This window comes from uncultured Nitrospira sp., from assembly GCA_902500695.1.
Classification (GTDB): Bacteria; Nitrospirota; Nitrospiria; order Nitrospirales; family UBA8639; genus Nitrospira_E.
The window spans coordinates 23946-48582 of record CABVRQ010000025.1; the positions used below are offsets into that span (position 1 = coordinate 23946).

General features: G+C 48.2%; 22 protein-coding genes and 1 tRNA gene. 9 read left to right on the top strand and 14 right to left on the bottom strand.

The features are described from left to right. Positions 1-2 precede the first annotated feature (2 nt). The 3 genes from pyrR to AAH187_RS08530 all read right to left on the bottom strand — a co-directional run bounded on the left by pyrR (position 3) and on the right by AAH187_RS08530 (position 3999). A complete protein-coding gene (gene pyrR / locus AAH187_RS08520) occupies positions 3-554 on the bottom strand; it encodes a bifunctional pyr operon transcriptional regulator/uracil phosphoribosyltransferase PyrR (RefSeq protein ID WP_342348024.1) in 552 nt (183 codons plus the stop codon). Positions 555-798: 244 nt separating this feature from the next. Further along, positions 799-2580 (bottom strand): hypothetical protein, encoded by a 1782-nt coding sequence (locus AAH187_RS08525; RefSeq protein ID WP_342348025.1) that lies wholly within the window; start codon positions 2578-2580, stop codon positions 799-801. A gap of 108 nt (positions 2581-2688) precedes the next feature. After that, on the bottom strand, positions 2689-3999 hold the full coding sequence (locus tag AAH187_RS08530) for a glutamate-5-semialdehyde dehydrogenase (RefSeq protein ID WP_342348026.1): 1311 nt from the start codon (positions 3997-3999) through the stop codon (positions 2689-2691). A 1172-nt stretch (positions 4000-5171) separates the two neighbouring features. Here AAH187_RS08530 and AAH187_RS08535 point away from each other — a divergent pair. Together AAH187_RS08535 and AAH187_RS08540 are read left to right on the top strand one after the other, a co-directional pair. Next, positions 5172-5247: transfer RNA gene (locus AAH187_RS08535), tRNA-Phe, on the top strand. 95 nt (positions 5248-5342) lie between these two features. Then, positions 5343-6311 (top strand): hypothetical protein, encoded by a 969-nt coding sequence (locus AAH187_RS08540; RefSeq protein ID WP_342348027.1) that lies wholly within the window; start codon positions 5343-5345, stop codon positions 6309-6311. Between the two features lie 228 nt (positions 6312-6539). Here the strand turns inward: AAH187_RS08540 and AAH187_RS08545 are convergent, their stop codons facing one another. The 3 genes from AAH187_RS08545 to proC all read right to left on the bottom strand — a co-directional run bounded on the left by AAH187_RS08545 (position 6540) and on the right by proC (position 8676). Further along, on the bottom strand, positions 6540-7274 hold the full coding sequence (locus tag AAH187_RS08545; RefSeq protein ID WP_342348028.1) for a transglycosylase SLT domain-containing protein: 735 nt from the start codon (positions 7272-7274) through the stop codon (positions 6540-6542). A 339-nt stretch (positions 7275-7613) separates the two neighbouring features. After that, positions 7614-7799: a hypothetical protein gene (locus AAH187_RS08550; RefSeq protein WP_342348029.1), complete on the bottom strand. Its 186-nt coding sequence runs from the start codon at positions 7797-7799 to the stop codon at positions 7614-7616. A 64-nt stretch (positions 7800-7863) separates the two neighbouring features. Then, positions 7864-8676, bottom strand: a complete 813-nt coding sequence (proC, locus tag AAH187_RS08555) for a pyrroline-5-carboxylate reductase (protein ID WP_342348030.1) — start codon at positions 8674-8676, stop codon at positions 7864-7866. 353 nt (positions 8677-9029) lie between these two features. Here proC and AAH187_RS08560 point away from each other — a divergent pair, with 353 nt between their 5' ends. From AAH187_RS08560 to AAH187_RS08570, 3 genes are all read left to right on the top strand, one after another. Beyond that, positions 9030-10136, top strand: coding sequence for a HEAT repeat domain-containing protein (locus tag AAH187_RS08560; protein ID WP_342348031.1), 1107 nt, complete (start codon positions 9030-9032; stop codon positions 10134-10136). Between the two features lie 133 nt (positions 10137-10269). Beyond that, a complete protein-coding gene (locus AAH187_RS08565) occupies positions 10270-11373 on the top strand; it encodes a HEAT repeat domain-containing protein (RefSeq protein ID WP_342348032.1) in 1104 nt (367 codons plus the stop codon). 69 nt (positions 11374-11442) lie between these two features. Continuing rightward, complete coding sequence (locus AAH187_RS08570) at positions 11443-11961, top strand: hypothetical protein (protein ID WP_342348033.1); 519 nt, start codon at positions 11443-11445, stop codon at positions 11959-11961. Positions 11962-12051: 90 nt separating this feature from the next. Here the strand turns inward: AAH187_RS08570 and AAH187_RS08575 are convergent, their stop codons facing one another. Genes AAH187_RS08575 through AAH187_RS08590 form a run of 4 tightly spaced genes read right to left on the bottom strand, consistent with a single transcriptional unit; the run spans position 12052 to position 15965 of the window. Next, positions 12052-13134 carry an LPP20 family lipoprotein gene (locus AAH187_RS08575; RefSeq protein ID WP_342348034.1) on the bottom strand — a complete coding sequence of 361 codons (1083 nt, stop codon included), beginning with the start codon at positions 13132-13134 and terminating at the stop codon, positions 12052-12054. 13 nt (positions 13135-13147) lie between these two features. Next, positions 13148-14695: a hypothetical protein gene (locus AAH187_RS08580; RefSeq protein ID WP_342348035.1), complete on the bottom strand. Its 1548-nt coding sequence runs from the start codon at positions 14693-14695 to the stop codon at positions 13148-13150. A gap of 14 nt (positions 14696-14709) precedes the next feature. After that, positions 14710-15333, bottom strand: a complete 624-nt coding sequence (locus AAH187_RS08585) for a penicillin-binding protein activator LpoB (RefSeq protein ID WP_342348036.1) — start codon at positions 15331-15333, stop codon at positions 14710-14712. Between the two features lie 59 nt (positions 15334-15392). Continuing rightward, the gene (locus AAH187_RS08590) at positions 15393-15965 is read right to left on the bottom strand and encodes a hypothetical protein (RefSeq protein ID WP_342348037.1); all 573 of its coding nucleotides are present in this window, start codon (positions 15963-15965) and stop codon (positions 15393-15395) included. Between the two features lie 184 nt (positions 15966-16149). Between AAH187_RS08590 and AAH187_RS08595 the strand changes: the two genes are divergently transcribed. After that, positions 16150-16320 (top strand): hypothetical protein, encoded by a 171-nt coding sequence (locus AAH187_RS08595; RefSeq protein ID WP_342348038.1) that lies wholly within the window; start codon positions 16150-16152, stop codon positions 16318-16320. Between the two features lie 101 nt (positions 16321-16421). Here AAH187_RS08595 and AAH187_RS08600 read toward each other — a convergent pair whose 3' ends face one another. After that, positions 16422-16859, bottom strand: a complete 438-nt coding sequence (locus AAH187_RS08600; RefSeq protein ID WP_342348039.1) for a DUF3015 family protein — start codon at positions 16857-16859, stop codon at positions 16422-16424. Between the two features lie 173 nt (positions 16860-17032). On the opposite strand from AAH187_RS08600, the gene AAH187_RS08605 reads away from it, so the two are divergent. The 3 genes from AAH187_RS08605 (at position 17033) to acs (ending at position 21602) form a co-directional block, all read left to right on the top strand. Next, positions 17033-18583, top strand: coding sequence for a DUF4301 family protein (locus tag AAH187_RS08605; RefSeq protein WP_342348040.1), 1551 nt, complete (start codon positions 17033-17035; stop codon positions 18581-18583). A gap of 179 nt (positions 18584-18762) precedes the next feature. Then, positions 18763-19452 carry an inorganic pyrophosphatase gene (locus tag AAH187_RS08610; RefSeq protein ID WP_342348041.1) on the top strand — a complete coding sequence of 230 codons (690 nt, stop codon included), beginning with the start codon at positions 18763-18765 and terminating at the stop codon, positions 19450-19452. Between the two features lie 263 nt (positions 19453-19715). Continuing rightward, positions 19716-21602 (top strand): acetate--CoA ligase, encoded by a 1887-nt coding sequence (gene acs, locus AAH187_RS08615; protein WP_342348042.1) that lies wholly within the window; start codon positions 19716-19718, stop codon positions 21600-21602. Positions 21603-21953: 351 nt separating this feature from the next. Here acs and AAH187_RS08620 read toward each other — a convergent pair whose 3' ends face one another. From AAH187_RS08620 to AAH187_RS08630, 3 genes are all read right to left on the bottom strand, one after another. Continuing rightward, positions 21954-22406 (bottom strand): hypothetical protein, encoded by a 453-nt coding sequence (locus AAH187_RS08620; protein ID WP_342348043.1) that lies wholly within the window; start codon positions 22404-22406, stop codon positions 21954-21956. A gap of 88 nt (positions 22407-22494) precedes the next feature. Then, on the bottom strand, positions 22495-22764 hold the full coding sequence (locus AAH187_RS08625; RefSeq protein ID WP_342348044.1) for a hypothetical protein: 270 nt from the start codon (positions 22762-22764) through the stop codon (positions 22495-22497). A 1085-nt stretch (positions 22765-23849) separates the two neighbouring features. Then, positions 23850-24359 carry a hypothetical protein gene (locus AAH187_RS08630; RefSeq protein ID WP_342348045.1) on the bottom strand — a complete coding sequence of 170 codons (510 nt, stop codon included), beginning with the start codon at positions 24357-24359 and terminating at the stop codon, positions 23850-23852. Between the last annotated feature and the right edge of the window lie 278 nt (positions 24360-24637).

Consider the following 24637-nt stretch of genomic DNA (forward strand, 5'->3'; position numbering starts at 1 on the left):
CTTTATGAGGTTAAAATAGAGACCCGATCGTCCTGCCCTAATTCCTCAAAAAAGACCTGTACGTTTTCCTCCCGGGAAGTCGGAATGCTTTTCCCGACATAATTGGCACGAATGGGAAGCTGCCGATGTCCACGATCGACAAGAACGGCCAGTTGAATTTCTGCAGGGCGCCCTAAATCCATCAACCCGTCTAAGGCTGCTCGAATGGTTCGTCCGGTGAACAGCACATCATCGACCAGCACAATTTTCAAATCCGATATATGAAATGGAATAGTCGTTTTTCGTATTTCCGGCTGATCTTTTCGAATGGAGAGATCATCACGGTACAAGGTGATATCCAACTCTCCAAGCGGCACGTCCCGTTTTTCGATTTGCTGAATTCTGGATACAAGCCTCTGGGCGAGAAATACTCCGCCCGTGCGGATCCCCACCAACGCTAAACCTTCGATGCCTTTGTTCCGCTCCAGAATCTCATGGCTAATACGGGTTAAGGTTCTGGCCATTTCCTGGCCATCCATTAAGAGTCTTTCATGTGATCGTGAAGAAGTGTTCATGTCATTGTCCCCTCACGCCCCAAGAAGACAAAAAAAACCCTTCTCAGAACGACATGAGAAGGGCACACATAATATGGCCAATTGAGTGGCCGCCATTGGTTTACTCTCCTTACCCACCTCGCCGGATGAGTTTTAAAGGTTTCCCCATACTATTCGCGCAATGTCCTACTGTCAAGATCGGAAAGGGACATGGCCCTCGACAGGATGCCATTAAAAATTGAACTGATACGGTGGCTCCTTGGAGCTAATACCGACCGGGGTTTTGAACAATCCAGACCGTCATTTCAGGGTTCAACCATCCTTTGGGAAGAATTGTTTGGTGAATCCGGAAGGGAGGCAATGAATCTCCTGTGGCAGAATGGAGAATCTGAAGGCCTTGCCTTTGGAGCTTCTCTTTCAAAACAGGGGGACCAGTCAGACAACCGACACTACCCTCGGAAAGTTGGGTCTTTAAAAATTTCACCCAAGTGTTGAGCATGCCGGAATTTGAATAATCTGAAAAGGGAATCCAGAGATACATCCAATCATACTTGGTTGGCAATGGATTCAACAGGAGTTTCTCAAAGGGGATAAATTGAAAATTTGGAAACCACGCCAACCGATCTATCCTGGAAAGCCTATTCCAAATAGATTGGGCATGTTTTTGGGCAAAATGTGGCCAGTCGTACCAAACCGTTTGAATTTGAGATTCCTGGTATTGAAGACACGACCCCAATCCTGATTCGCAAAGCGAAAGCAAGACATGTGTGGCGTCAGATCTGGCGCGAAAGAGGTCTTGGTGTTCTTCAAGGAAGTCATCTAAAAAATCAAAAACAAATGGTTGGCTTTCTTGTTCGCCAATCATCTCAGACTTCTGCGGGTAGAGGAGGACCGAAGAGAAGGCTTCCACGGGGGTAAGTATCGGTGTCCTCATCGGGAAGGCGTCCCGCCAGGTGCTCTCGAGCGGCTGCCAGGAAACCGAATGGTTAGGTTTGGATAGCTGCCAGGATGGTCGAATGGTCAATTTCTTTTGTTCACGGCCATCAAATAGCCATAAGCCCTCGGTCGTGACTCCCGCTCCCCGATTGTCGGACAACGACAGACCTGATTCGTGAATCCGGTTAAACGCTAGGCCAGAGGGATCATCCCACCATGTGACTTTTTGAATCATCTGGTTTCTGACCGTCACGCAAAGATGTTGTTCCTCATCCATATACCGGACTGGGAAATCAGATGCTGGAAGCCAGTGGACTTCATGCGACCGTTCAACATCCAGAAACACTTCCAGCGGGGATTGGCTGGAAGAAACGGACGGGGTAAAAAAGAGGCTGAAAAGCCTGAAGGCGGCCTCGGAGGGATATACCGGAATACCCCTGTATTGCACGGGAAGCGCCCCATTGATGTTTTGATCGTCGTAGAGACCTCGGATGAATTCGAAGGTCGCGCTACCGGTTCCCGGCAACAGGGATAAAAACAACTCCACCACTGGCAGGTAATCTATTCGACTCCATTCCATCCGGCTCATACATGACATGAACCTGGCTTCTTCAAACGACCCATTGGGTAACACATAAAAGGCGTCCTTAACCTGGTGAATCGTGGCTTGCCCGTCACCATGAAGGACGACATCCTCATCCCGATAAAAAAACCGGACCATCGCCAAGTCGGAATTCAATGATCGGGCTGCCATCTGACGCAGGTCGTCTTGCGTGATCCGTTCCCAACCTTGCCGCCGGGATAAATCCAGGGAAATGGTATTGACCAATCCTTCCGGTTTAATCCCGACCCATTGTCCCCAATCCAATCGAAGACGGGCAGAGGCCAGGGAAATCGCACCAGTTGGTTTCTGTTCCCACAAACATTCATGGAGGGGATTTCCATCTGGATCTACTAAAAGAATCCGTTGCCCATGCTTGCCATACAAGACCCAATGCCCGGTGGGTTGTTCTACGATCCGCCCACCCGCCGACTCCCACTTCTGCCTATAGATCTGATTGGCAGGAAAACGCAGGGCTTGGGGATGATCCAATATGGCTTGAAGGTTCATGATGAGGAATGGGAAGTTTCAGAAGGCAGATTGCTTCTGAAAACAAAGGTCCGAGACGGGATTATTGTGAGAAAAATTGGGGAACACGGTATCGAACCGATCAGGCCCTTACTCCCGGATTTGACCGGAACCGTATACAACATATTTGGAACAGGTTAAATCTTCTAGCCCCATAGGACCACGAGCATGAATTCTGGTCGTGCTAATCCCAATTTCGGCTCCCAACCCAAACTCATAGCCATCGTTCAGGCGCGTCGACGCATTGACCATCACGGTACTGGAATCCACCTCTCGCAAAAATCGTAGAGCCCGATCATAGTCATTAGTCAGAATAGAGTCCGTATGGCGGGAACCGTATTGATGAATGTGGTCCATGGCGCTTTCCATATCCTTCACCACCTTGATCGCCACCGTTAATGATAAAAATTCTTTTCCGAAATCGTCATCTTGGGCAGGTTTGGCTTGAGGCAGTATCTGGCAGGTTTTCGGACAACCCCGCATTTCGACCCCTGCCTCGATATATTCCTGGGCCAATGGCGGGAGGAATTTTTTGGCCACTTTCTCATGGATCAAAAGGGTTTCCATGCTGTTACAGGTCGAGCAACGCTGAGTTTTCGCGTTGACACTGATGCGTTGGGCCATGGCCAGATCTACATCAGAATCTACATAAATATGGCACACCCCTTTGTCGTGCTTGATCACCGGGATGGTGGCATGCCGGGTGACCGTGTCCATCAACGCATCGCCTCCACGAGGAATGATGAGATCAACAAACCGGTTGCTTTTCAATAGAGCAAGGACTACCTCCCGGTCAGTCTTGTCGATAAAGGTAATCGCTCCTTCGGGAATTCCAGACTTTTGGGCCGCCTCCCCAAGAATCGTCGCAATAGCCAAATTGGAATGGTGCGCCTCGGACCCCCCTCGCAGCACGCACACATTGCCGGATTTAAGACAGAGGGCCGCCGCATCAGCGGTTACATTGGGACGTGATTCATAAATAATCCCGATTACCCCAATCGGCACACGCACCCGACCGACTCTCATTCCATTGGGTCGTTGCCAGAACCCCATCGATTCGCCAACTGGATCACGTAATAGCGCAATCTCGCGAATCTGCGTTGCCATATCGACAATTCTGGCCGGCGTCAAGCGAAGGCGATCGGCCATGGCCGTCTGTGAGGAATTCCCTTCGAATGCGGCAAGGTCTTCTTCGTTGGCCTCGAGGATTGCTTCTTCCCCGGCCTCTAACCCATCAGCCATGGCCATTAACGCCGCATTCTTTTTCATGGCAATCAACCCACTCAATGGGCGGGCAGCCAGTTTGGCTCGTTGCAGTAGGGGTGCGAGATATTCCTCGGGAGAGAGCTCTTTCTCCTCTCCTGAAACTTCACCATCATCTTGAGATTTATCTGTTTGCATAGTCTTATGTTTTCCCGTCGTCATAGAGGTCTGTGTCCAAAAATTGAGGTGACACTATTATGGGCAGAATATTGTGGAGAATACCTGGCAGTCACAAAAACCGTCAAGGAAGCGGGGAATGGAATGAGGGCTCAATACCTTCCTGCTGAACTAACATTAAAAATTATGAAAATATGGATCATAACGTTTGTGTTGAGTAGCTCATAAATTCCACTAATAAGATACTTCCCCACTTCTGAAGCCAACTGCCAAAGTTGCTATCAAACGTGACTCTCTTTCAGCCGGCAAAAAAGGAAAACGCTTTAATTTCGGAATTAGTCCCGAACCTATCCCATTCCCGCTATAAGTATACAAGAAAGGATTTCCTGAAATTCGTATCTGCGGCGAAAGCACAATGGTGCATGATAGGACCGTCTATCTGAAAACCGGAAGCAGAAGGCATCTCAATCCCTTCAGTCCATATCTATGATAAAATACCTTTTGACTACAGAATGAAGATGAGAGTGGCCCTATGTTGAAAGGAATAATACGCAATCTTTCGTTCCTGGCACTCACATTCAATTTAGTTATTTCGTGTCTTACTCTCTTCCCTTTGGAAACTTCGAACGTTGAGGCAGCTCTGAATGCCAACGAAGTATTGACCGCTGGTGACCCTGTACCAGAGGATAATTCGACCATAAAAAGGTCTATTGACGTACGAAAGCCACAAGGTTTGGAGAAGAGGTTATGGGGGGAAACCTTTTCTCCACACACTTTCTCAAAGAACCGATTTCAGTCGCAAAATAGCTCTCTGCTTCACCTGAAATCACCAGGAAAACTCCCAGGCATTGAATTAGGAGTCGAAATGCATAGCATTCAGGCTTTTCAATCGATCATCCCTTCAGAGAAATTACCAAAAGGCCTGGATCTCAAGCAGGAGAAACCCCTGCTTCTCCCTTCCTCAACTAGCGGTTCAGAATATAATGGAGGATTCATTCGATTCACCTGGTAGAAAAAGTCGCTGCACCCCTTACAAACATAAGTCCCCGAATCACCCGCAACCGAGATCAGAATGGTCAAAAAAATCAAGTCGTAGGAATTTTTCGAATAGGAAAAAGTTGGTGGAATTGATTGGAAAAGGACGAAGCCTTTATGGTATAAAAATGGGTCGAAGTGAACAGATCTACGAGTGTGCCGAGGTAGCTCAGTTGGTAGAGCACAGCCCTGAAAAGGCTGGTGTCCGCAGTTCAATTCTGCGCCTCGGCACCACGAAAACAAAAACTTCACGTGTATTTTCGCCTACTCACATGAAGCTCATAACCTTCCCTCCCGAAAGGTTTCCTCGCAATGTTTCTGGATCGTTGTTGATTTTTGTAGCCTGTCTGGGAATACTGGGATCCCAATCCCTCTCTGCCGCTGAAGGTGAGGGTAAACAAGTGGCTCAAACCTCTTCTCGACCTTCCCCTCCACCCAAAACTAGGACTATTATTGCGGATCTTTTAATGATCGATGGCGCGTTTTATGTGGTTCGTGGGGAACGTGGAGAAATTCGAATAGAAATCACCACGGAAACTCAACTGGCGGAATCATTCACCTTTGGCGATCGTATAAAAGCAATTCTGTTACCAAACGACAAGGCGATTGCCATAACAAAAGCCCAACCAGACGAACCGATTGGGACACAAAGCAGAGTTCCCGGCACCACGGCTTCCCCTCCCTCAGCCGCTCCCCCTTCAGGCACTAAGACCGAACCGACAGCTCCCACTCCAAATGTCTCACCGAATGTGCGAATCATCATTGCCGACATACTAATGGTGGATAAAAATTTTTATATCATCAGAAGCGACTATGGAGAGATTCAAATTGAAGTGACACCCCACACCCAGTTATCAGAATCCTTCGAGTTTGGGGATCGGATTAAAGCACGGGTGACCCCACAGGATAAAGCATTATCCATTGTCCGTGCGAGTCCAGATGAATCACCCGGCATTCGCTTGGAAGAAGGGCTGGTACCCTCAATTCCGACGGCGCCTTCCATTGTGATTGCTCCAGAATCAGAATCAACACGTCCCAAAAATAACACATCAACCCCTGCTCCCAAGGCGCCTCCAAAATTTCGTACGGTTGTGGCTGAGGTCTTAATGATTGATGAAAATATTTATATTGTCAGAGGCGACCGCGGAGAAATTCGTATTGAGGTTACTCCTCAAACAACCATTTCAGGATCCTTTAAGTTCGGGGATAGGATTAAAGCCAAACTTTTACCAAATGATATCGCACTATCCATCGAACCTGCCCAGCCAGATCAATCGCTTGGGACCCAGACGCCCTAGAGATCAGATTTTTCCCAAATATTCCTTCATTTCATCTTCCAAGGTCTCAATATTAATGGTCTCTGTTTTTTTTGTTACGCCCAAGCACAATCATTCCACATCTGGATATTTTGAAGGAGGAAGAAATGGGGAAGATAAAGGAATGTGAAAAAACTAACACAAAGGGGGTAAAGCCAGAAAAAATGTTATCCGAGAGAGGCCAAAGATCAAATACAAAAGAGGAACGAATTAAATATCCACTTGCGACATTTTTCCTTCACGCTTCATAACCTGCTGAAGGATGTTTCGGTAGGCTCGAATACGCTTCACATATTTTACAGGCTCCCATCCACGGGCATAACGATGAGGTAGGTCTTGGTAATATTCTTTATGAGCCAAGAGAGGAAGAATGCCTTTAAGGTCCTCCCACTGATCGGAATTTTTACCTAGGCGATCAGCAAGCAAGCGAGCATCGTTAATATGTCCCATGCCGACATTGTAAGCCGCAAGGGCAATAAACATACGATCTGGCATTCGAATGTTGTCAGGAACCCGTTTTTGCAAATAGGATAGATAGCGGGCTCCACCGGCAATACTTTTTGAAGGGTCAAGCCGATTTTTTATTCCCAGATCCGAGGCGGTGGAACGTGTGAGCATCATAATTCCTCGAACCCCTGTGGGACTAACTGCCTTGTGATTCCACTGAGACTCTTGATAGGCCATGGCCGCTAATAACATCCATGAAATTCCTGATTTTTTTTCAGCTTGCTGGAATTCTTCACGATAAGAAGGAAGCCTAGTTTCAATATGGCGCAAAAAGGTCTTTACCTCATATGCAGGCAGCTTTGTTCCTAATTGGGCAGTCCGCTCCTGATGGGAGAGGAAATTTCGATCATGGTGGGGAAGCTCCCAAAGGATCAACAGTCCGAGCAATAAGACCAGGACCAGACCTATTTGCTTACCGCCCTGTTTGATCGTTTCCATGACCATGATCATTCTTTCTGCGTCTTCAACGAATTAACATTCCAAGTTTTGAAGGGGTGTCTAATGAAAGGAGATCCACGTCGGATTACAGGAATAAGATTATGGTGGCATAAAAGGACAAATTAGGCAAGAAGAGTTTTTTCCATATCCCTTATAAGAGACGAAAACTGAGACCTTTCTTTTGGGGATCCAATATTTGAATATTTACGACATTCCCATTTTAAATAGGGAAATTGGGATTTTGACCCTGTAACGAGCAAGAACAAGCACGTTATAATTCCTTTCGGATAATCCAATCGGAATATTAATAGACCCCTGACCCAACTCACTGCCTCTACCTTATGATTTGGCAAAGACTCCCGCGTCGCAAGAAAAATACTTAATTTGCTTCAAGGGTATGATGGTGACTTCCTTGGGAGTATCAATTTCAAGAATTTCCATGTCATCGCTGATGGTATGCCGAATCGCGTCCTTAAATTCTAATTCTTTATTATCAACAAAAGTGACTTTGACCCAATACTGCACCGTGTACTCCTTTCAATAAAATCTTGTGCCATGTGTGTATCTCACGCCAGCGCGACCGAGCTTATTACTGGCCCAGCTCATGGGACCGAGCTGTAGCAGCTTCGACGGCATTCATTAGTGTCGCTCGTAATCGTCCGGTTTCTAATTGTTGCAGACCCGCAATTGTCGTCCCGCCTGGTGAGGTCACCCGATCTTTGAGTAAAGCAGGATGTTCCCCACTTTCGAGTACCATCCGGGCCGCCCCTAATACCGTTTGGGCCGCAAGCACAGTGGCAACGGTCCGTGGAAGACCCACTCGCACCCCACCGTCGGCGAGTGCTTCAATCACCAGGTAGATATACGCTGGACCGCTTCCGCTCAAGCCGGTGACGGCATCCATTAAGGATTCTTCCACTGAGACCACTCTGCCCACCGATTCGAATATGGATTGAGCCAGCAATAGATGCTGCGCGGGAAGACCGGAACTCCCGGCCAAAGCGGTTACGCCTTCCTGGATAACTGCCGGGGTATTGGGCATCGCACGAATTAGGGAAACATTTTCCCCAACATGCTGTTGAATGCGAGCCAACGGATAGCCCGCTGCAACAGAAATCAGTAAGTGATTTGGAGATAGCTGATCCTTGATCTCCGATAGCACGCTATCCATAACCTGAGGCTTCACACAGAGAACTATGATATCAGCTGATTTCACTTCTTCAGCGTTATCAGATCCTACCTGAACTTGAAATGTCTTTTGGAAATGCTCTAATCGAATTGAGGAAATATCGGTAACAGAAATATTGGCAGGAGAGGCAAGGTGGGCCTTCAAAATTCCAGTCACCAAAGCTTCACACATATTGCCTGCCCCTAAAAATGCCAATTTTGGTGACTGTGACATGCGCCGAGTATAGCCGGAGACTAATAGGGGTTCAACTTATCCCCAGGAAATATTAACAAAATCCCTTAAGCTATATTTTCTCATGCACCCCCCTGAGGACTGTTTCTTTAAGTAATATTGATATCGAACAACAAATTTCTTCACTTAAGACTCTGCATGAGGTAGGGCTGTCAGTAGCCTGCCAAGGCAACCTGGTCGAAGGTTTTCACGACGGCATTGGGTTGCCCCTTGCTTAATGTGAGGGGTATATTAGAAAACCCTGGCAAATATCGTTTAGAAGCGTTTGTTTCGTCCCCATTTCGCCTACGTTGCAATCCACAATGGTCAAAAATTAGAAGCCAAGGAGGTGAGGTATGAAAGCCTGGCCTGTTTTCCTTATTTTCGCAATCTTGTGGTTTGACGGCGCTCAATCCGATGCCCGGCAGATTTCTCTTACCCCTGAGCAAAAAACCAAATTAGAAACCGCCCAGATCGTGTTGGTCGAGGTCCTCGCCTTAACGGAAAAAGGGGGATATGATGCCCAGCCCTTGATTGCCACGGTCAAGGAGCGTTTTGAAGAAATGGGGTATACGGCCACCACGGATAGGTCTCAGCCCCACGATGTGGAAGTGAAAGTAAAATGTGAAGAACAAAAAACATTGACCGGCACTTCTCCCAGCGGCGGGGACGTGGACCTGGCCGATGCGCCAGATCGGCTCTGGAAGGGGCCAGCCTGTTTGTTGACCTATTTCATCCAACAGAACGATTTTCAATGGAAAAAAGAGGTCCGCACGACCTTTGCCGATGCCAGGCAGGCTGCCCAAGATTCCCAGGTTGACGATACCGGAAAATATGCGATGGAGCATCTCAACCAAAGACTTGTGGAATTTGACTTCCCCGTCCTCCTCTCCGCTGAGTGGGGCCAAATCGATCGCCTGCTCAAACTGTTGGATAATCCCAGCACACCCAAATTGCGAAAAGTAAAAATCCTTTCGGTCCTCAGTGACGCTCATGCAGAGGAAGCGCTTCCGCAACTGACCAAACTCCTCGAGTCCACGGACTTGCAGCAAGAAGCCATCAATGCGCTCTCGGGTGCCGGAGTCGATTCTATTCCCCTACTCATCGATTTATTCCAAACCAGTCGTCAATCGAATCTGCGGGCCGAAGCGGCAAAAGCCTTGGGAATTATAGCGTCCAAGTCGGGAGATCCCCGCACGATTCCTCCGTTGGCACATTACGTTTCCGAAGTGTTACCACATTTAAAAACCTCGGAAGATATTAATTTCCCCTTGCTCACCGAAGTAGTCTGGGCAATTGGGAAATTACGATGGGGGCCCGCGATCAAGCCCATTTCAGAACTACAGGATAAAGTGTGGTTGATTCATGACAATTCGACAGAAATGGCCGAATTGCGAGAGGCCACCAGTTGGGCCTATAAGGCCATAGCTTTGCAGGATGCTGCGATGTTGCAAACTTATTGATAATATGCGGGACAATACTGAGAAATTCTTGTCAATTTGCTCTTAACCAGGGCAAAACCCACGAGGGCATGAGGGTTGGGAATTTGTGATCATACTCATTAAACACTTCACATTGTACAGTGGGAGGTCAGGTATGAGGGCATGGGCAACATGTGGATTCATCACCATCGTTTTGCTCGTTGGGCTTTTCGGCTCAGAGGGTTTGGCCAGGCGAACATATCTCGACGCAGAACAAAAAGCGAAACTCGACGCCATTCAAACCATTCTGATTCATGTCCTGGCCTTGACAGAGCATGGAAAAGTAGATGGATCCGTTATTGAAAATGTTGTACGACAGAGCTTGGAGGAAGTGGGGTATACCGTGGTGACCAGTCGGGATGTTCCATACGATGTGAAGCTGAGCGTCAAATGCGAGGAACAAAAAACATGGTCTGGAACAACTCGTGCCGGCGGCGATGCCGACCAAATCGGGTCTCCTGCCCGTCTTTGGAAAGGGCCGGCCTGCCTTTTTTCCTATCAGTTAGATGGACGAGATCTGGGTTGGTATAAAGAAGCACGAACCAAGTTTGAAGATTCCGGCCAAGCCGCCCAGGCCGCCAATGCACCACAATCCGGTCCTTATGCAATACAGGAATTAGCCGGGCAAATTCGAGAATTCGATTTCCCCGTTATGCTCGCTGCGGAATGGGGACATGATACCCGCCTTTTCAAGCTCCTTAATAACCCTCAGACCCCAAATAAACGAAAGATTAGAATCCTATCCTTAATGCCTCAGGTGCAATCCCAACAATACATTCCCTTACTGAAAGAACTCATCCAAGATCCTGAAATTGCGGAAGAAGCTATTGTGGCACTGTCCAGCGCGGGAAGTGAAGCTATTCCCCTCTTAACGGAAATTTTTCACTCCCAGAAGGACTCAGCAATTCGAGCGGCCGCAGCCAAAGGATTAGGGGAAATTGCCTCACTGACCGGAGATCCCAATATCACCCCCCCCATGCTCGCCTATGTCGTTGAGAATCTTTCACACATCAAGACATCTTCGGACATCGATTTTCCTGTTATGACGGAGGTGGTGTGGAGTTTAGGCAAGCTGCGAAATGCAAAAGCTATTGCTCCCATTTATGAGCTGGAAAATAAAATTTGGGTGATTCATGACAATTCGAAAGAAATGGCCGAACTGCGGAAGGCCACGAGTTGGACCTATAAACAAATCGAAATGGATTCGCAGATCCAGTAGCAGTGACCAATTTGATTCAGCGCCATAGCCTCTCTCCAAGACCCATGTTGAGGTGTATCAGCTGACGTCATGAAACTGGTTCTCATTCAACCCCCGGCAATATGGGTGCTCTTTATTGTACTCACGGTCCCGTATGCGGGAAATGGCTTGGCGCAGGTGTCTGGGGAACTTGGAGAAATGGATCGCCTGGAGCAAAAAGCCGAAGATGCTATTGCGAATGGGGATCCTGAAGGCGCCGCCCTCTCCATTGGAAAGGCTGCCCTCATGGCAAAAATTCTCGCTCAAAAGGAAGAACACCAACCGACTCGCTTTCTCTATCAGGCAGCAGAAACCCTATTTAGAGGACAAGAACAGGGCTATCGTGCCTTCGCGCTCTTTGAGCGAGCGGGAGGACAGCCTCCTGCCTCCAAGGGTGTCTGTCAATATCTCTCACATGCTGATGAAAAGGTGAAACAATCACAGAATGACCTCAAGGCCTTGGCGGACTTCACTAATGAATCGTTGAGGGACCGTCAGCAAAGGCACATCGGAAAAACCCAAGAATGGGAAAGACTCCTCCAAGGCCTGAAGCAAGACTTATCCTGTTAGCCTTTCTCAATCGGCCTGACCCACCAAATCTATTTACCGTCGCCAGAAAGAAAAAAGAGACTTCTTTAAACGGAACAAAAAGACCGAGTATTAGCGAGAACAGGCGTTGGGAACACTCTGACTCTGAGACGAATCCGGTTCGGCACTGAACACGGACCGAGTAAGTAGACGGGCGATTTTCTTGGAGATGACTTCCTGCATCACTTTGCTGGCACGAATCCGCGCTTCCTTTTCGGTCACATGCCCTTCCCGTCCCGTCTCTGAAATCACACCGATGAGTCGATGAGAAGGGTTTTCATAGATATCAATATCGCCGCACCATCGCACATATTTGAACAAGGGATCTGGTAAATTTACCGTCCAAAATTGTCCTTGCCCAACAATAGCCAGGTCCGCAATCTCTGAGGACTTTGAACTGGCGGGACTACCTAATAAGCCTTCCTGCTTGAGCCCCTCCAAGATCGCCCGTTCAAGGTCCTCATGGTATTCTCCCTTAATAGCCACCGAAATGAGCAAATGTTGGGCGACAAAATCCATAAATTCTCGTTGGATCTGTGGACTTGTGTAAGAGGAGAGTATCCCCTCTCCGCTGGCCCGAATGACCCGCAAATCCGTGTTCATCACCTTTCGTTGTTGCAGAAGAACGAGAGCCTGTTTATACCCTTGAATGCGATGAAATTTTTGAGGATGAGAGCGACCTTGCGCGACCAATCGTTCAATCGTGGCATCCAGATCGTCCAGACGTTCCACCAGGAGGGTCTCCGTGTGGTGTCGATCCAAGCCGGCTAGGACGAAAAACTGTTGATCGAGGGTTCTATACCAGGCCTCCAATACCTTGACATTTTCAATGAGCTTGGTTGTCGTCACCTGGGTATCATGATCAATCCGCAAGGTCCGATGCGTCGAAGATTGATCATTCGTTTCGGTCAGGGAATACGATTCCTGATCAAGGGACTTGGCTTGGACGTTGGCAGAGAATATTCTGGCCACGGCCGCATATGCACGTTTTTCTGCCTGGTCACGGGTAGACCCTTCCCCCATTCCGACTAAATACCGATCGGTAGGATAGGCCTTCTGTGGGGTCAGGATCCACTCGGGAGGTGGCGTATTTCGAAACCAGCAACCGGACAGCATCAGAGCACCAATCAAGGGAAGAAAAATTTTGACCCACATCACAACAATCCTTTTATTCTGAATATTGGCGGAGTAACAGCCGGACCTCTCCCCTCCGGAAATCAAGTTGTTCGGAGTTTGGCGATCCAATGACCTGTCCCTGGCGATCAACCTTGTCTACCATGAGGTTGTAGGATCCCGCTGGAATCCATAGGCGGGTTAATTGAATTTCTCCTGGCAAAGTCCGCCATGAGCGGATATCGGCTTCTTCAGTGATTAAGACTAAGATTCGCGCCAGGATAACCGCGACGAGTCCAACCCAATCTTGTGAATTTTTAGATACCGCGGAACGGGCGCCGATTCCTATTCCTTCCGCCGCTGCCATTTTCATGGCGGTTCGAGCCACAGCCCTCAAAACCAGGCTGGCGTACTCGTCATCCAAATTCTTTTCTGCGACGGCGCCAATATCGTACACCCGTTGAGAGCGCGCATCGAAGGTCGTCGTTCCATCCGTCAGTTGGATAGTGCTGTAGGCAATCTTGGTGTGTTGTGGAACGAGCCGGGGTAAGGCCACACGAGCAATTTGCCCGTGGATCCCATAGATCAGCGCCTCTCCTCCTCTGTTTGATCGTGTGCTTTGTCCTCCGACCGATTTGGCCAAGGCAACCAAAGCCAGCGCATCCAGGCTAATGGGCACGTCTATAAAGAGGTCCTCCTTTTGCGGGCTTCGACCATAGTAGCTCACAACGATCAGTTGAGCCATATCGGCATCATAGGGCAAGGACGCCTCAGCGACCATTTCAGGATATTTCGCTTGATACTCCTCAAGATCTTCTGACAAATGAAGAGTGCCGGCCACCCGGATCAGATCCGTCTTCAGACCATCCGGGAGTGGCACCTTGGACCAGGCCTGAGCCTCGTCATAAATGACCTCCGCTTTGCGATACGCCACATAGGCATTATTCAGATCCCCTGCAATCTCATACAACACTCCGGTCAGATACCGGGCAAACGGATCCTCCTTGTACGCATCGCCTTCCACCCGGTCACTCAAAACATTAAGTCGGTGGTCAATTCTGCGAGCTTCGACCAAGGCCTCATTCCAATTTTGCAACAACGCATAATTCAATCCCAAAATGACATTGATCAGCACATGTTCAAAGGGTTCCCCTTCAAAAGGAAGCTGTGTTTCATTGATGAGAATCGCCGAAGCCTGATCCCGGAGCCGTGTGGTATACAGTTCCTCAACCAGTAGATAGGCTTCTTCCAAGACCGTGTTACTCTCAGAGTACCGACCGGCCAAATGCAGGGCCATTCCCTCGTCCATCAAATACAGAAGCCGGTTTTTACGTCCATAGTCGTCTTCGGCTTCTTGAATCAGAGTGACGGCCTTGTCAGGATTTCCCGCTTTGAGACTGCGGTCGACTCCCACATAATGGGAAAATGTTCCGCTGCATCCCGCGAGGAGAAAAACAAGACTGAGCAGACCAAGGCGCCACCACGACCAGTAATTGGCCTCATGGTGCCGACAGGAGAAAGGAGATCGTGGGAAGGAATTAAAGCGCTGAAGATAGGCTGAATGAGGATTACACAAGAACCACAAAGAATAAAAATGGTTCACCGGAAGACATTGTGTTAAAACAGCAGACGTTTCCGTTCGACGACTTTTTTGATTTTTTTCTGTCCGTACCAGGATTTCACATTTGTTTCTAAATTGATCAAATCTAGATCAACCTGATAAAAGATTCCCTTCACGCTATCGGATTCATCAACAATCGTACTAATGGTCCCCTTCATCATGAAATCCGCTCCCAGTTCCTGCCCTGGGCGTTTCTGGGTGTCTTCCCGGGCATGAACGGCTTGTTCCTGCCGTTCCTGGCGAATCTCTTCGCGATCACTTTTACTCGCCACAAACAGCACTCTTTGAGAATTGGTCATCTCCCGTTCCAAATCCGAGACAAAGGTGCTCATATTGATATGTTCATGGCTTTTGTTCAGAATGGTCCCAACGATGACCGTGGGAACCCGACTATATTGACTGGAAAAGTTTTCCAACCAGGGTTGCCTGACCATTTCTTTCATCATTGCTTCCGCAACTAATTTGGAGTCGGTATCATTCCACCGCCCACTAAAATCAGTCACAACCCCGGGGTCTATGCGGGTCACTTTTTTTTCTTTTCCGCATCCGCCCAACAAGAGAAGGCAGAGGCAGGGAACAACAACCGCACAGGATTTGATAAATCGGGCTATGATGGGCAACGGGATTCCTTTGTCATGATGATGAAACAAGAAGCCAAAATACAGCCAATTCCCCAGGATCAAAGCCCTCCCGGGCGTTTGGCTTCTTCCTGCTCCAGTTTTTTAAAGGCTTTTTCAGCGTTCTTGCGCACAAAATCACGAACCTCTTCGTCCAGTTCCTGCGCTTGTTGTAATGCTTCTTTCATTTCCGCAAAAGACAGCTTGGTCAACACATAATAGGTGGAGGTCTCGTCGTCCTTGTAACGGTCAATGGGACGAACTCCATTTAAGGTCACCGCCGAAAAGGTCTTGACTGCTCGTTCGACGTTTTGCTCTTCCGTTGATTTGGTGAAATTCCCCCCAGAAGTTGAAGCGGCATAGTCTTGCATGAGATAGGCCGTATAGGTGCGAAAGGTTTTTGCCAACTCGGCGCGTGCGCGATTTTCAGCAGTTTCCCAAGCGAGTGGTTCATTCTTTACACCGACCACCGCCCCGACACCATAAATAGACTTGGAGTCATCGGCATTCATGACACCCGATCCTTCCTTGACCCAATTGGGAGGACCTCCACATGCCACAAGCATGAACGCAAGAAGAGCAAACCCTCCGATGCGGAGAACAATCCGACGCATTTCATGTCCTTGTTCAATCATTAGGGTAACCTAACCTTTTTTGAGAAAATTTTTATCAGAGTTTCCTGTCAGACGGGTTAAGAAAATGCTAGCATCGGACCTACAACCTGTCAAGAAAATTGGACTTTTTACCGTCTTACCCTGCTTCACATCGAATTTCATTCCTCATCATTCGAGACATGCAGGAAACCAAGGAGGATGTATTGTGGCTGATGTAACAATTGAAGATGGCATTATCCGGGTAAAAGAACTGGACATTCAGGATGCAAAAGCCGCCAAGGTCTTGGCTGAATATCCGGAAGCCAGATGGGCGGAAATCACCAGGCGTGCGGTAAAGATTGGCCTGGGCTATTTAAAAGGAGGAGCAGAAGCTTGACCCTGTCCTCCATCCTCCTAATAGCCGTAGTGCTTTTTAGATAATGTATGACTGGCACGAAAGGGATTCACCCCCTGTCCGGCTTATTAACGGTACCAGGGTTAGAGATTTGAGGATGCAGAATGAATTCCTGCTTGCTGGGCATGAGCGATAAACCTGTTTAAGTGATCATCGCCAAGCGAGATGGGAATCTCAACCAGCACGGGATACTCGTTCTGAATCAATTTCTGAAAGTAAGCCTGTTGATGAGATGGGACTCCTAAAATCGTCCCGAAGGCCTGGACATATTCTCCGTGCCCTTGGGCGATTTCTTGAAGGAGCGTGTCATAATTAATTGCCACAAAGGCTCTGACATGTTCACCACGTTTGACAAGACCATCTTCCGTCCACCAGGATTTGCCGGATGTGGATGACAAAACATTGGTGGTGGCATCCGAAGTGGTATCGAGTGTCGCCTTGAAGGTACAACCGGAAAAAATCCCCAACAGGAAGACCCCTAATGCCGCGAGACCCTGAAACGTTTTAAAGCCTGGTATCATGTTAATTCTCCTTGACTCAGTTCATGAACATGACATAAACGCCATGACACTTTACAATTGGATTTTCGTCGGATCGAGTACATTAAAACTTTGACATTTTTCATCATGAAACACAACTCCTGTCTGGTGTGATCTCTGATCAATCTGAATACAAACCGGATTAAACACACGCTATGCTTACGCCTGAGGATCATCTTGAGTTAATACGCCGTGGGATTTCCACATTCCAGGTGGAATCACAACTTCAGCGGTTGCGTCATGGAGTCCCTCCGATCACCATCATCCGTCCATGCCGGTTGAATGATGGTATTATCCAGCTCCGTCCGGAAAAATTTTCAGAGTACCAAAAACAATTTGAATCCGCCCGTCAGGCGGATCGAATCAGTAAATTTATCCCTGCGTCCGGAGCCGCCACTCGCATGTTCAATGACCTCCTCAAATTTTTGTCCCAGGAGGCCTCATCCGAATCCTCTTCAAATCAGGCACCCACTCTTCCCCACGCGGTCGACCAGGCATGGACCCGCTTACAGGATTTCCCGTTTATTCCGGAATTAGAAAAGTATCTCCATGGGCAGGGACAAGCCTCTCTAACCGATCAGCACACACATGATCTTAATACGATTCTTCAAGCGGTCCTGAAGACGCCGGGCCTTGGCTATGCCGAATTGCCCAAGGCCCTGCTCTCTTTCCATCGTTACCAGGAAGGGTCCCGCACCGCACTGGAAGAACATATTCATGAAACCATCAGATACCATCCCGATCAAATACATTCGATAAAAATTCATTTGACCGTTTCTCCTCAATTCGAACAGGCCATTAAGAACCACCTGCACACCATCCAACAGACATTGGCCCGACAGGGTTGGAAACTCGATTGCACGGTCTCTTTTCAGAAATCGTCGACCGACACCATTGCGCTGGACTCTGGCAACCAGCCATTTCGAGGTGATGACGGCACTCTGGTTTTTCGACCGGGAGGACATGGCGCGCTCTTAGAAAATTTAAATGATCATCAGGGAGACATTGTGTTCATTTCCAATATTGACAATGTCGTCCCCGACCATCTGAAAGATCCAATCGTTGCATGGAGAAAGGCCTTGGCAGGCTATCTGGTTGAACTGCAACAACATGTGTTCCGCCATATAGAACAACTCAGTTCAATCCCGGCAGATGCGAAAAGTGTTCACCAGGCCGAAGCCTGTATCCTGCAAGAACTCCTTCTCCCACTTCCCCAATCGTATCGAGAATTGGCACTTCCCGATCAAGCCACATTATTAAAACAGTATTTAGATCGTCCCCTCCGGATCTGTGGTGTCGTCCCCAATACGGGCGATCCTGGCGGAGGACCATTTTGGGTCGCTCACCCCGAGGACGCCCCATCCAGGCAAATCGTCGAGCAATCCCAGGTCAATCCCGATTCGGAAGCTCAACAAAAGCTGTTTGCCTCTGGAACGCATTTCAATCCGGTTGATATGGTCTGCGGTGTCCGTGACTTTCAAGGCAATCCCTTTAACCTCCCGGAGTTCGTCGATCCCGGAACTGGGTTCATCGGCATGAAATCCTACCAGGGTCGCCCCCTCAAGGCCTTGGAATGGCCAGGCTTGTGGAATGGAGGAATGGCGCATTGGATCACTATTTTCGTGGAAATTCCCCGCGCCAACTTTAATCCCGTCAAAACCTTTCTTGATTGGCTTCACCCCGCCCATCAACCTGAGTCGAATTAGAAGTAACCACTACCCGCTTGGGTGAACATTCTTTTCGTTTCTCTTCGTTCCTTTCCAATACGTAACAGCACATTCCCCACAGGCATGGCCGGTTAAGATGAAGTAGCCTCAGACCGAAAGCTAGTGGAGGTCATTGCACTTTTACTGGGCTCACTCATCCCACAACCGGAAAACTTTTCATGAACGAACAAGAATTTTTCTCTCTATGGCAAAACTTTGGATTCCCCTGTAAATCCCATCCTTGGCACGGTGTCGAAATAGGAGAGGATGCACCATTCACCGTCACGGTGTATGTCGAAATTGTACCCACCGACACCGTCAAATATGAATTGGATAAAAAGTCAGGCCATTTGCGCGTAGACCGGCCACAGCGCTATTCGAATGTGTGCCCCACGCTGTACGGATTAATTCCCCAAACGTATTGCGGAAAATCCGTCGCGGAACTTAGCGCCGGTTGTACCAATCGGCCTGGCCTCGTCGGCGATCTGGATCCATTAGACATTTGTGTCCTGACTGAGAAAAGCATTATTCATGGAGACGTTTTGCTACAGGCTATTCCTATAGGTGGCTTGCGTATGATCGATGGAGATGAAGCCGATGATAAAATTGTGGCGGTCCTCAAAGGCGACGCCCTCCATGAACAATGGACCGATATCAAAGCCTGTCCGGTCCATTTTGTGGAACGCCTCATGCATTACTTCTTGACCTACAAAGATGCTCCCGGCTCGCAAAAAAAGAATTGCGAAATCACGCATGTCTATGGTCGAGAGGAGGCCCATGATGTGATTCGTCGGAGTCAACAGGATTACGCCGCAAAATATGGACACATACAAGCCCAATTCGCAAAACCCCGTCATGCATTTAATTAAAAACCCCAGGTTCTCTGAGTTGATCTAATCCATTTCAATCCAATTCTTCCTATATAAGACCAAACAGCTTACGGTCCGTGCTGGTCCTCATATTCATAATCGCCTCTACCTATTTACTTTCCACCTCTTCTTCACGGTCTTTAATCACTGCCCTCTTGAAGGAACGAGCCCAGGGCAGCATAATGGGCTTATCGACCGATTCCCTGAGAGGAAGGGTTCTTGATGGCGTCCCCAAAATGCGTAACTAAGGAGGAACAGACCTAATGAATGAAAATATTGAAACCCTGCAACGATCAACCCGGGTGGTTCCATCCCCCCCGGACATAAAAGCCAATGCCCACATTCAAGACTATGACACCGCGTACAAGCAATCCATTGCGGATCCTGAAAAATTCTGGGACGGTGTTGCCAAGGAACTCCACTGGTTTTCCCCCTGGAATAAAGTGTTGGACTGGAACTATCCCTGGGCCAAATGGTTTGTGGGAGGCACCTGCAATATTGCCTACAACTGTCTTGATCGCCATGTCGCAACCTGGCGAAAAAATAAAGTCGCTGTCATTTGGGTCGGAGAGGAAGGTCAGGAACGAATCCTGACCTATGGCGAGTTATATCGGCAGGTCAACAAGTGCGCCAATGGCCTCAAAAGCCTGGGCCTCAAAAAGGGCGACAGGGTCATGATCTATCTCCCGAAAATCCCCGAGCAAATCGTCGCCATGCTGGCCTGTGCCCGCATCGGAGTCATTCATTCGGTGGTCTATTCCGGCTTTAGCGCCACTGCGTTGGCCGCACGCATAGAAGCGTGCGAGGCGCGGGTGGTCATTACCGCAGATGTGGGATATGACCGCAGTAGAAAGATCCCGCTCAAGCCGGTCGTCGATGAAGCCGTCGCCAAATGTCCAACCGTGGAAAAAGTCATCGTCGTCCAACGGGAACAATCAGCCTCCCCTCTTCAAGCTTCCAAAGAAATGGATTGGGAGGACTGGCTCAAAGATCAATCCCCGAAGTGTGAAGCCGAGCAACTCGACTCCGAAACCCCACTCTATATTCTCTATACTTCAGGGACCACGGGCAAACCTAAGGGTGTGGTCCATGTCCACGGCGGCTATATGGTGGGCACCTATATCACCACTAAATATGTCTTCGACCTCAAAGATGAAGATGTCTATTTTTGCGTGGCCGATCCTGGGTGGGTCACCGGCCACAGCTACATCGTCTACGGCCCGCTCTTAAACGGCGCCACGATTTTAACGGCGGAAGGCAAACCTGATTACCCTAATCCCGGGCGCTGGTGGGATCTGATTGAACGTTATGGCGTGTCGATATTCTATACCACCCCTACGGCCATACGGTTACTCATGAAATTTGGAGAGGACTGGCCTAAAAAATACGATCTCTCGTCCCTCAAAATTTTAGGATCGGTGGGCGAGCCCATTAATCCGGAAGCCTGGGAATGGTTCCATCGCGTGACGGGCGGCACCAAACCCATCATGGATACCTGGTGGCAAACAGAGACCGGCATGATCATGGTCACACCCCTCCCCTGCGTGCCACTCAAGCCCGGCTCTGCCACCCGCCCATTTTTAGGCATCGAAGCCGATGTCATGGACCGCGAAGGCAACACGGTGGAGCATGGCGGAGGATTTGGCGTCATTAAAAAACCCTGGCCGTCAATGATGCGAACCATTTACAAAGAACCGGATCGCTATCTCCTGTATTGGAATACCATCCCCGGTGTGTATACCGCGGGCGATGTGTGTCATAAGGATGAGGACGGTTACTTGTGGTTTATGGGCCGAGCAGATGATGTCGTGAAAGTCGCCGGGAATCGGATCGGCACGGCGGAAGTCGAAAGCGCCCTCGTTAGCCATGAAGCGGTGGTGGAAGCCGCCGTCATTGGCAAACCGCATCCGACCGCCGGAGAACAGATCAAAGCCTTCGTCATCCTGAAGCAAGGGCAAGAGGAGACTCCTGATCTCATCAAAAGTTTGAAGGACCACGTCTTACAGGAATTGGGCAAGATCGCCGTCCCCCGCGAGATTGAGGTTGTTCCCTCCCTTCCTAAAACCCGTTCAGGCAAAATTATGCGCCGGGTCTTAAAGGCCAAAGAACTCGGCCAGGATCCCGGAGACATTTCAACCCTGGAAGAATAAATTCCTACAACCGGTATTAATTCCTTGACCACTTTTCCTACTAGGGCCTGCTGACTCTTCAGCAGCGAGCCACAGATGAAACCCTTTAACGGCTTAATATCCAATCCCCGGTCCAATTCGTCGCTGTTATCGTCATGTCCGATGCAATATCTTTTGTGATCCATTGACCAATGGGAAGGATTCGCCTGGTTTTTGCACTAAGCGAGTTGAGACATCTAGTAGCAGAAAGGTTATTTGTCCATGAAGTCCACGGAAAAAAAAAGAGCTGCGTGTTTTGGCGCAGCTCTTTTTAACTTGGTCCTTTAAACCTCAATAGATGTCCCCGCCTTCACTGGCAGGGATGTCGTGCCCTTAGACCACTCGGATTATGAGATTATTTAAATGCTCCATCCCGATACAATCTAAAATACAATAGGCTCGATAGTGGGCGCCTTCTTTTCCGGTCTGAAAGGTGACATGGGCTTTTTTATTGAGCACCCAAATCTTTTGAGATTCCTTGGTCCAACCTTCATTTCCCGAAATGGCGATCTGGTGTGTATCTCCATACGCCAAGCTGGTCATGTCTTCATCAAACACAAAGGTAATTCGAACAAGCTTATCTTTCGGAATATTTAAAACATTTTTGCCAACAAACGGTTTTCCTTTGTGGTCTATAAACCCTTTTTGACTGACTTTGACCGTGATTTCCAACTCGACTTTCTCTGAGGCCACGGATGAGGCCAGAACGATTGGTACCTGTAGAATCCCACAGAAGAATGCGAGTGAGGTAGCAAAAACAAAACTTTTAAAAACCTGACCTTTCATGGATGTCCCCTTTCTCTTGTTTTGGTATGTTTCTGGTTCGGCTTTTCTGATTAAGTAGTATCACTTATTCAGCCATTATCTTTGTCATCTAACCAATAACATTTGCCCCAATTTCACCTAATTCTTTCTGATGTTTGCCAACCTCCTGTTCGTGTATTTTTTGAGCTTCTGGGGTATGGGTACAGTTTTGTCCACAAGTGGGGACGCCTTTGTTGTTCAAAAATTCTGAACAGGTGGTGGCCTCCACACCCCCATGATTCGCCCCACGGAAGACATTCACTTCAAAGTTGACTTCGCACTCTTTTTTTAAAACTGGACATTCCAACGTCGTCACGGTTTGTGGAACATTTTTGTTCATGAGATTTGGTTAACTCCTTTTTTTTGACAATAAAAAAACCATTTGGCGCCATCAGCATGCGGTGTAAACGGTTTATCCATTGTCATAAGTGTTGATAATGTTTTTATTGACGAAACACCTCTTAGAAACAGTTGGGTAGAACGAAATTCCAAAGAAGGGACAATCAAGAATTATCGGGTCTTAGCGGTATTTTCTGCAGAAGAACTGGTCTTCCTGGTATTGCTCAGGGAGGGCAGCCCTCCTTTTGCAACCAGGCTCAATGTCGGACTCAGAGATTTGGTCTCGCCTTTTAAAAACGGATTCGACTTGCTAGGCCTATATACCCTAGGTGAGAAATTTAGGTTTCAAGGTCTCTAACTAAAGTATCGGAATGGATGGGGGAAACTTTAGGGACTGCAGATAGATAATCCAAATCAGAGCTATTTAAGAGCGGTAAAACAATGCTCCAAACATTTGGGGTCTCTCCTCCCATACTTCAGCAAGCGAGATTCTGTTTCACTCTCCACTGCATTTTGGGAGTTAGCCAATCAACATTTCGCTGAGGGAAATCCAAAAGATGGGTGTCAAGACAATGATCAGGAGAGGATCGTCAATAAATCAGGAGGAACACCCGATAAAATAACGGCTGGTCGTTATCACCGCCAAAAGGGATTCACTGTAAGCCAACAGAGCAGTCCAATGAGCTACAGCCCCACAGGAATACAAAAGTCACAACATCGAATTGCTAAATCTGATACCTGCATTTACTGCCCATTTAAGAAACCCATCTTCTGGCCTTTGGTGTTGCTCCTGTTTCTGTTCAGCCCTTTTATCTTTTCTTCCGAAATTTCTAAAACATCTCGAACTGTCCAGAATAAAGATTCACGACCTCTCCTTAGGCAAGCCCTACGACAAGATGTCGTTAATAGTGCGCCTCTCCCCCCAAACGATACCTTCCCAAACCCAACTTCTCTAAAAAACTAGCTGCCTTTTTGCGAGGGAATTTTCTGAAATACACAAAACTTAAATATGATGCCCGCATTACGTGAACAATCCTTAAAGAGGCTGAGGCTGGCACACCCCTCTGTCCAGGGATGCAGGTTGTCTTAAGCCTGATCTAATATTCTGGAATCTTTTCGAAAAAGCCCGAGGAATAAATTTCCGCAAAGAAAAAAGACTCCGAGCAATAAACCTCCCACGCCGATATAGACGAAACTCTCGGTCAGAATATGCGCATGAGCGGGTCCACGACCAATAGATGGAGCCAACCAAAACATCGTGTACCAGGACAGTGGGTAGAAACTGCTCAGCCCCAGAAGTATGGCCGACGCCCTCTTATAGGTAGGTTTGAGTGTGGAAAACAGGACAAGGATGACTAGGCCCAGCGAGAAGGCTGCAATACCTGTGGCGTGAAAGTGGGCTCGTTGCGCATACCTCCAAATTTTGTCCGGACTTTTGGCATCGTGCAAATCCGGATTAGCCGCAATTCCTTGGGCTATATAATCCTTAAACAGATCTTCATTGACCCCAAAAACAATACCCATTCCCACGCCAAACAATAGCCCTAGCAGCACGAGTGCCAAGCCGATCTTAACAGTGCTCAACTCATTTTCCATGTGTGGTCTCCACGCACTCAACGGCCCTAACCATCGGTGCAGTTTGATTGTTTCTCTGAAATACTTTTTGCTCTGGATGGTATCTGAAGCTGCCCACACCCGTGGAACCTTTTACCCGAACGCATGATTCATTATTGTTAATATAGTCATTTTTCACAACAAGTTCTTTTTTAATCGGGGCTAGTCAAGCACTATACATTCAGTACAATACGCCATGGACATGAACAACTCATGAACGCACCATGAAGCTTTCTTCATGTACAGCATTACCATGTTGA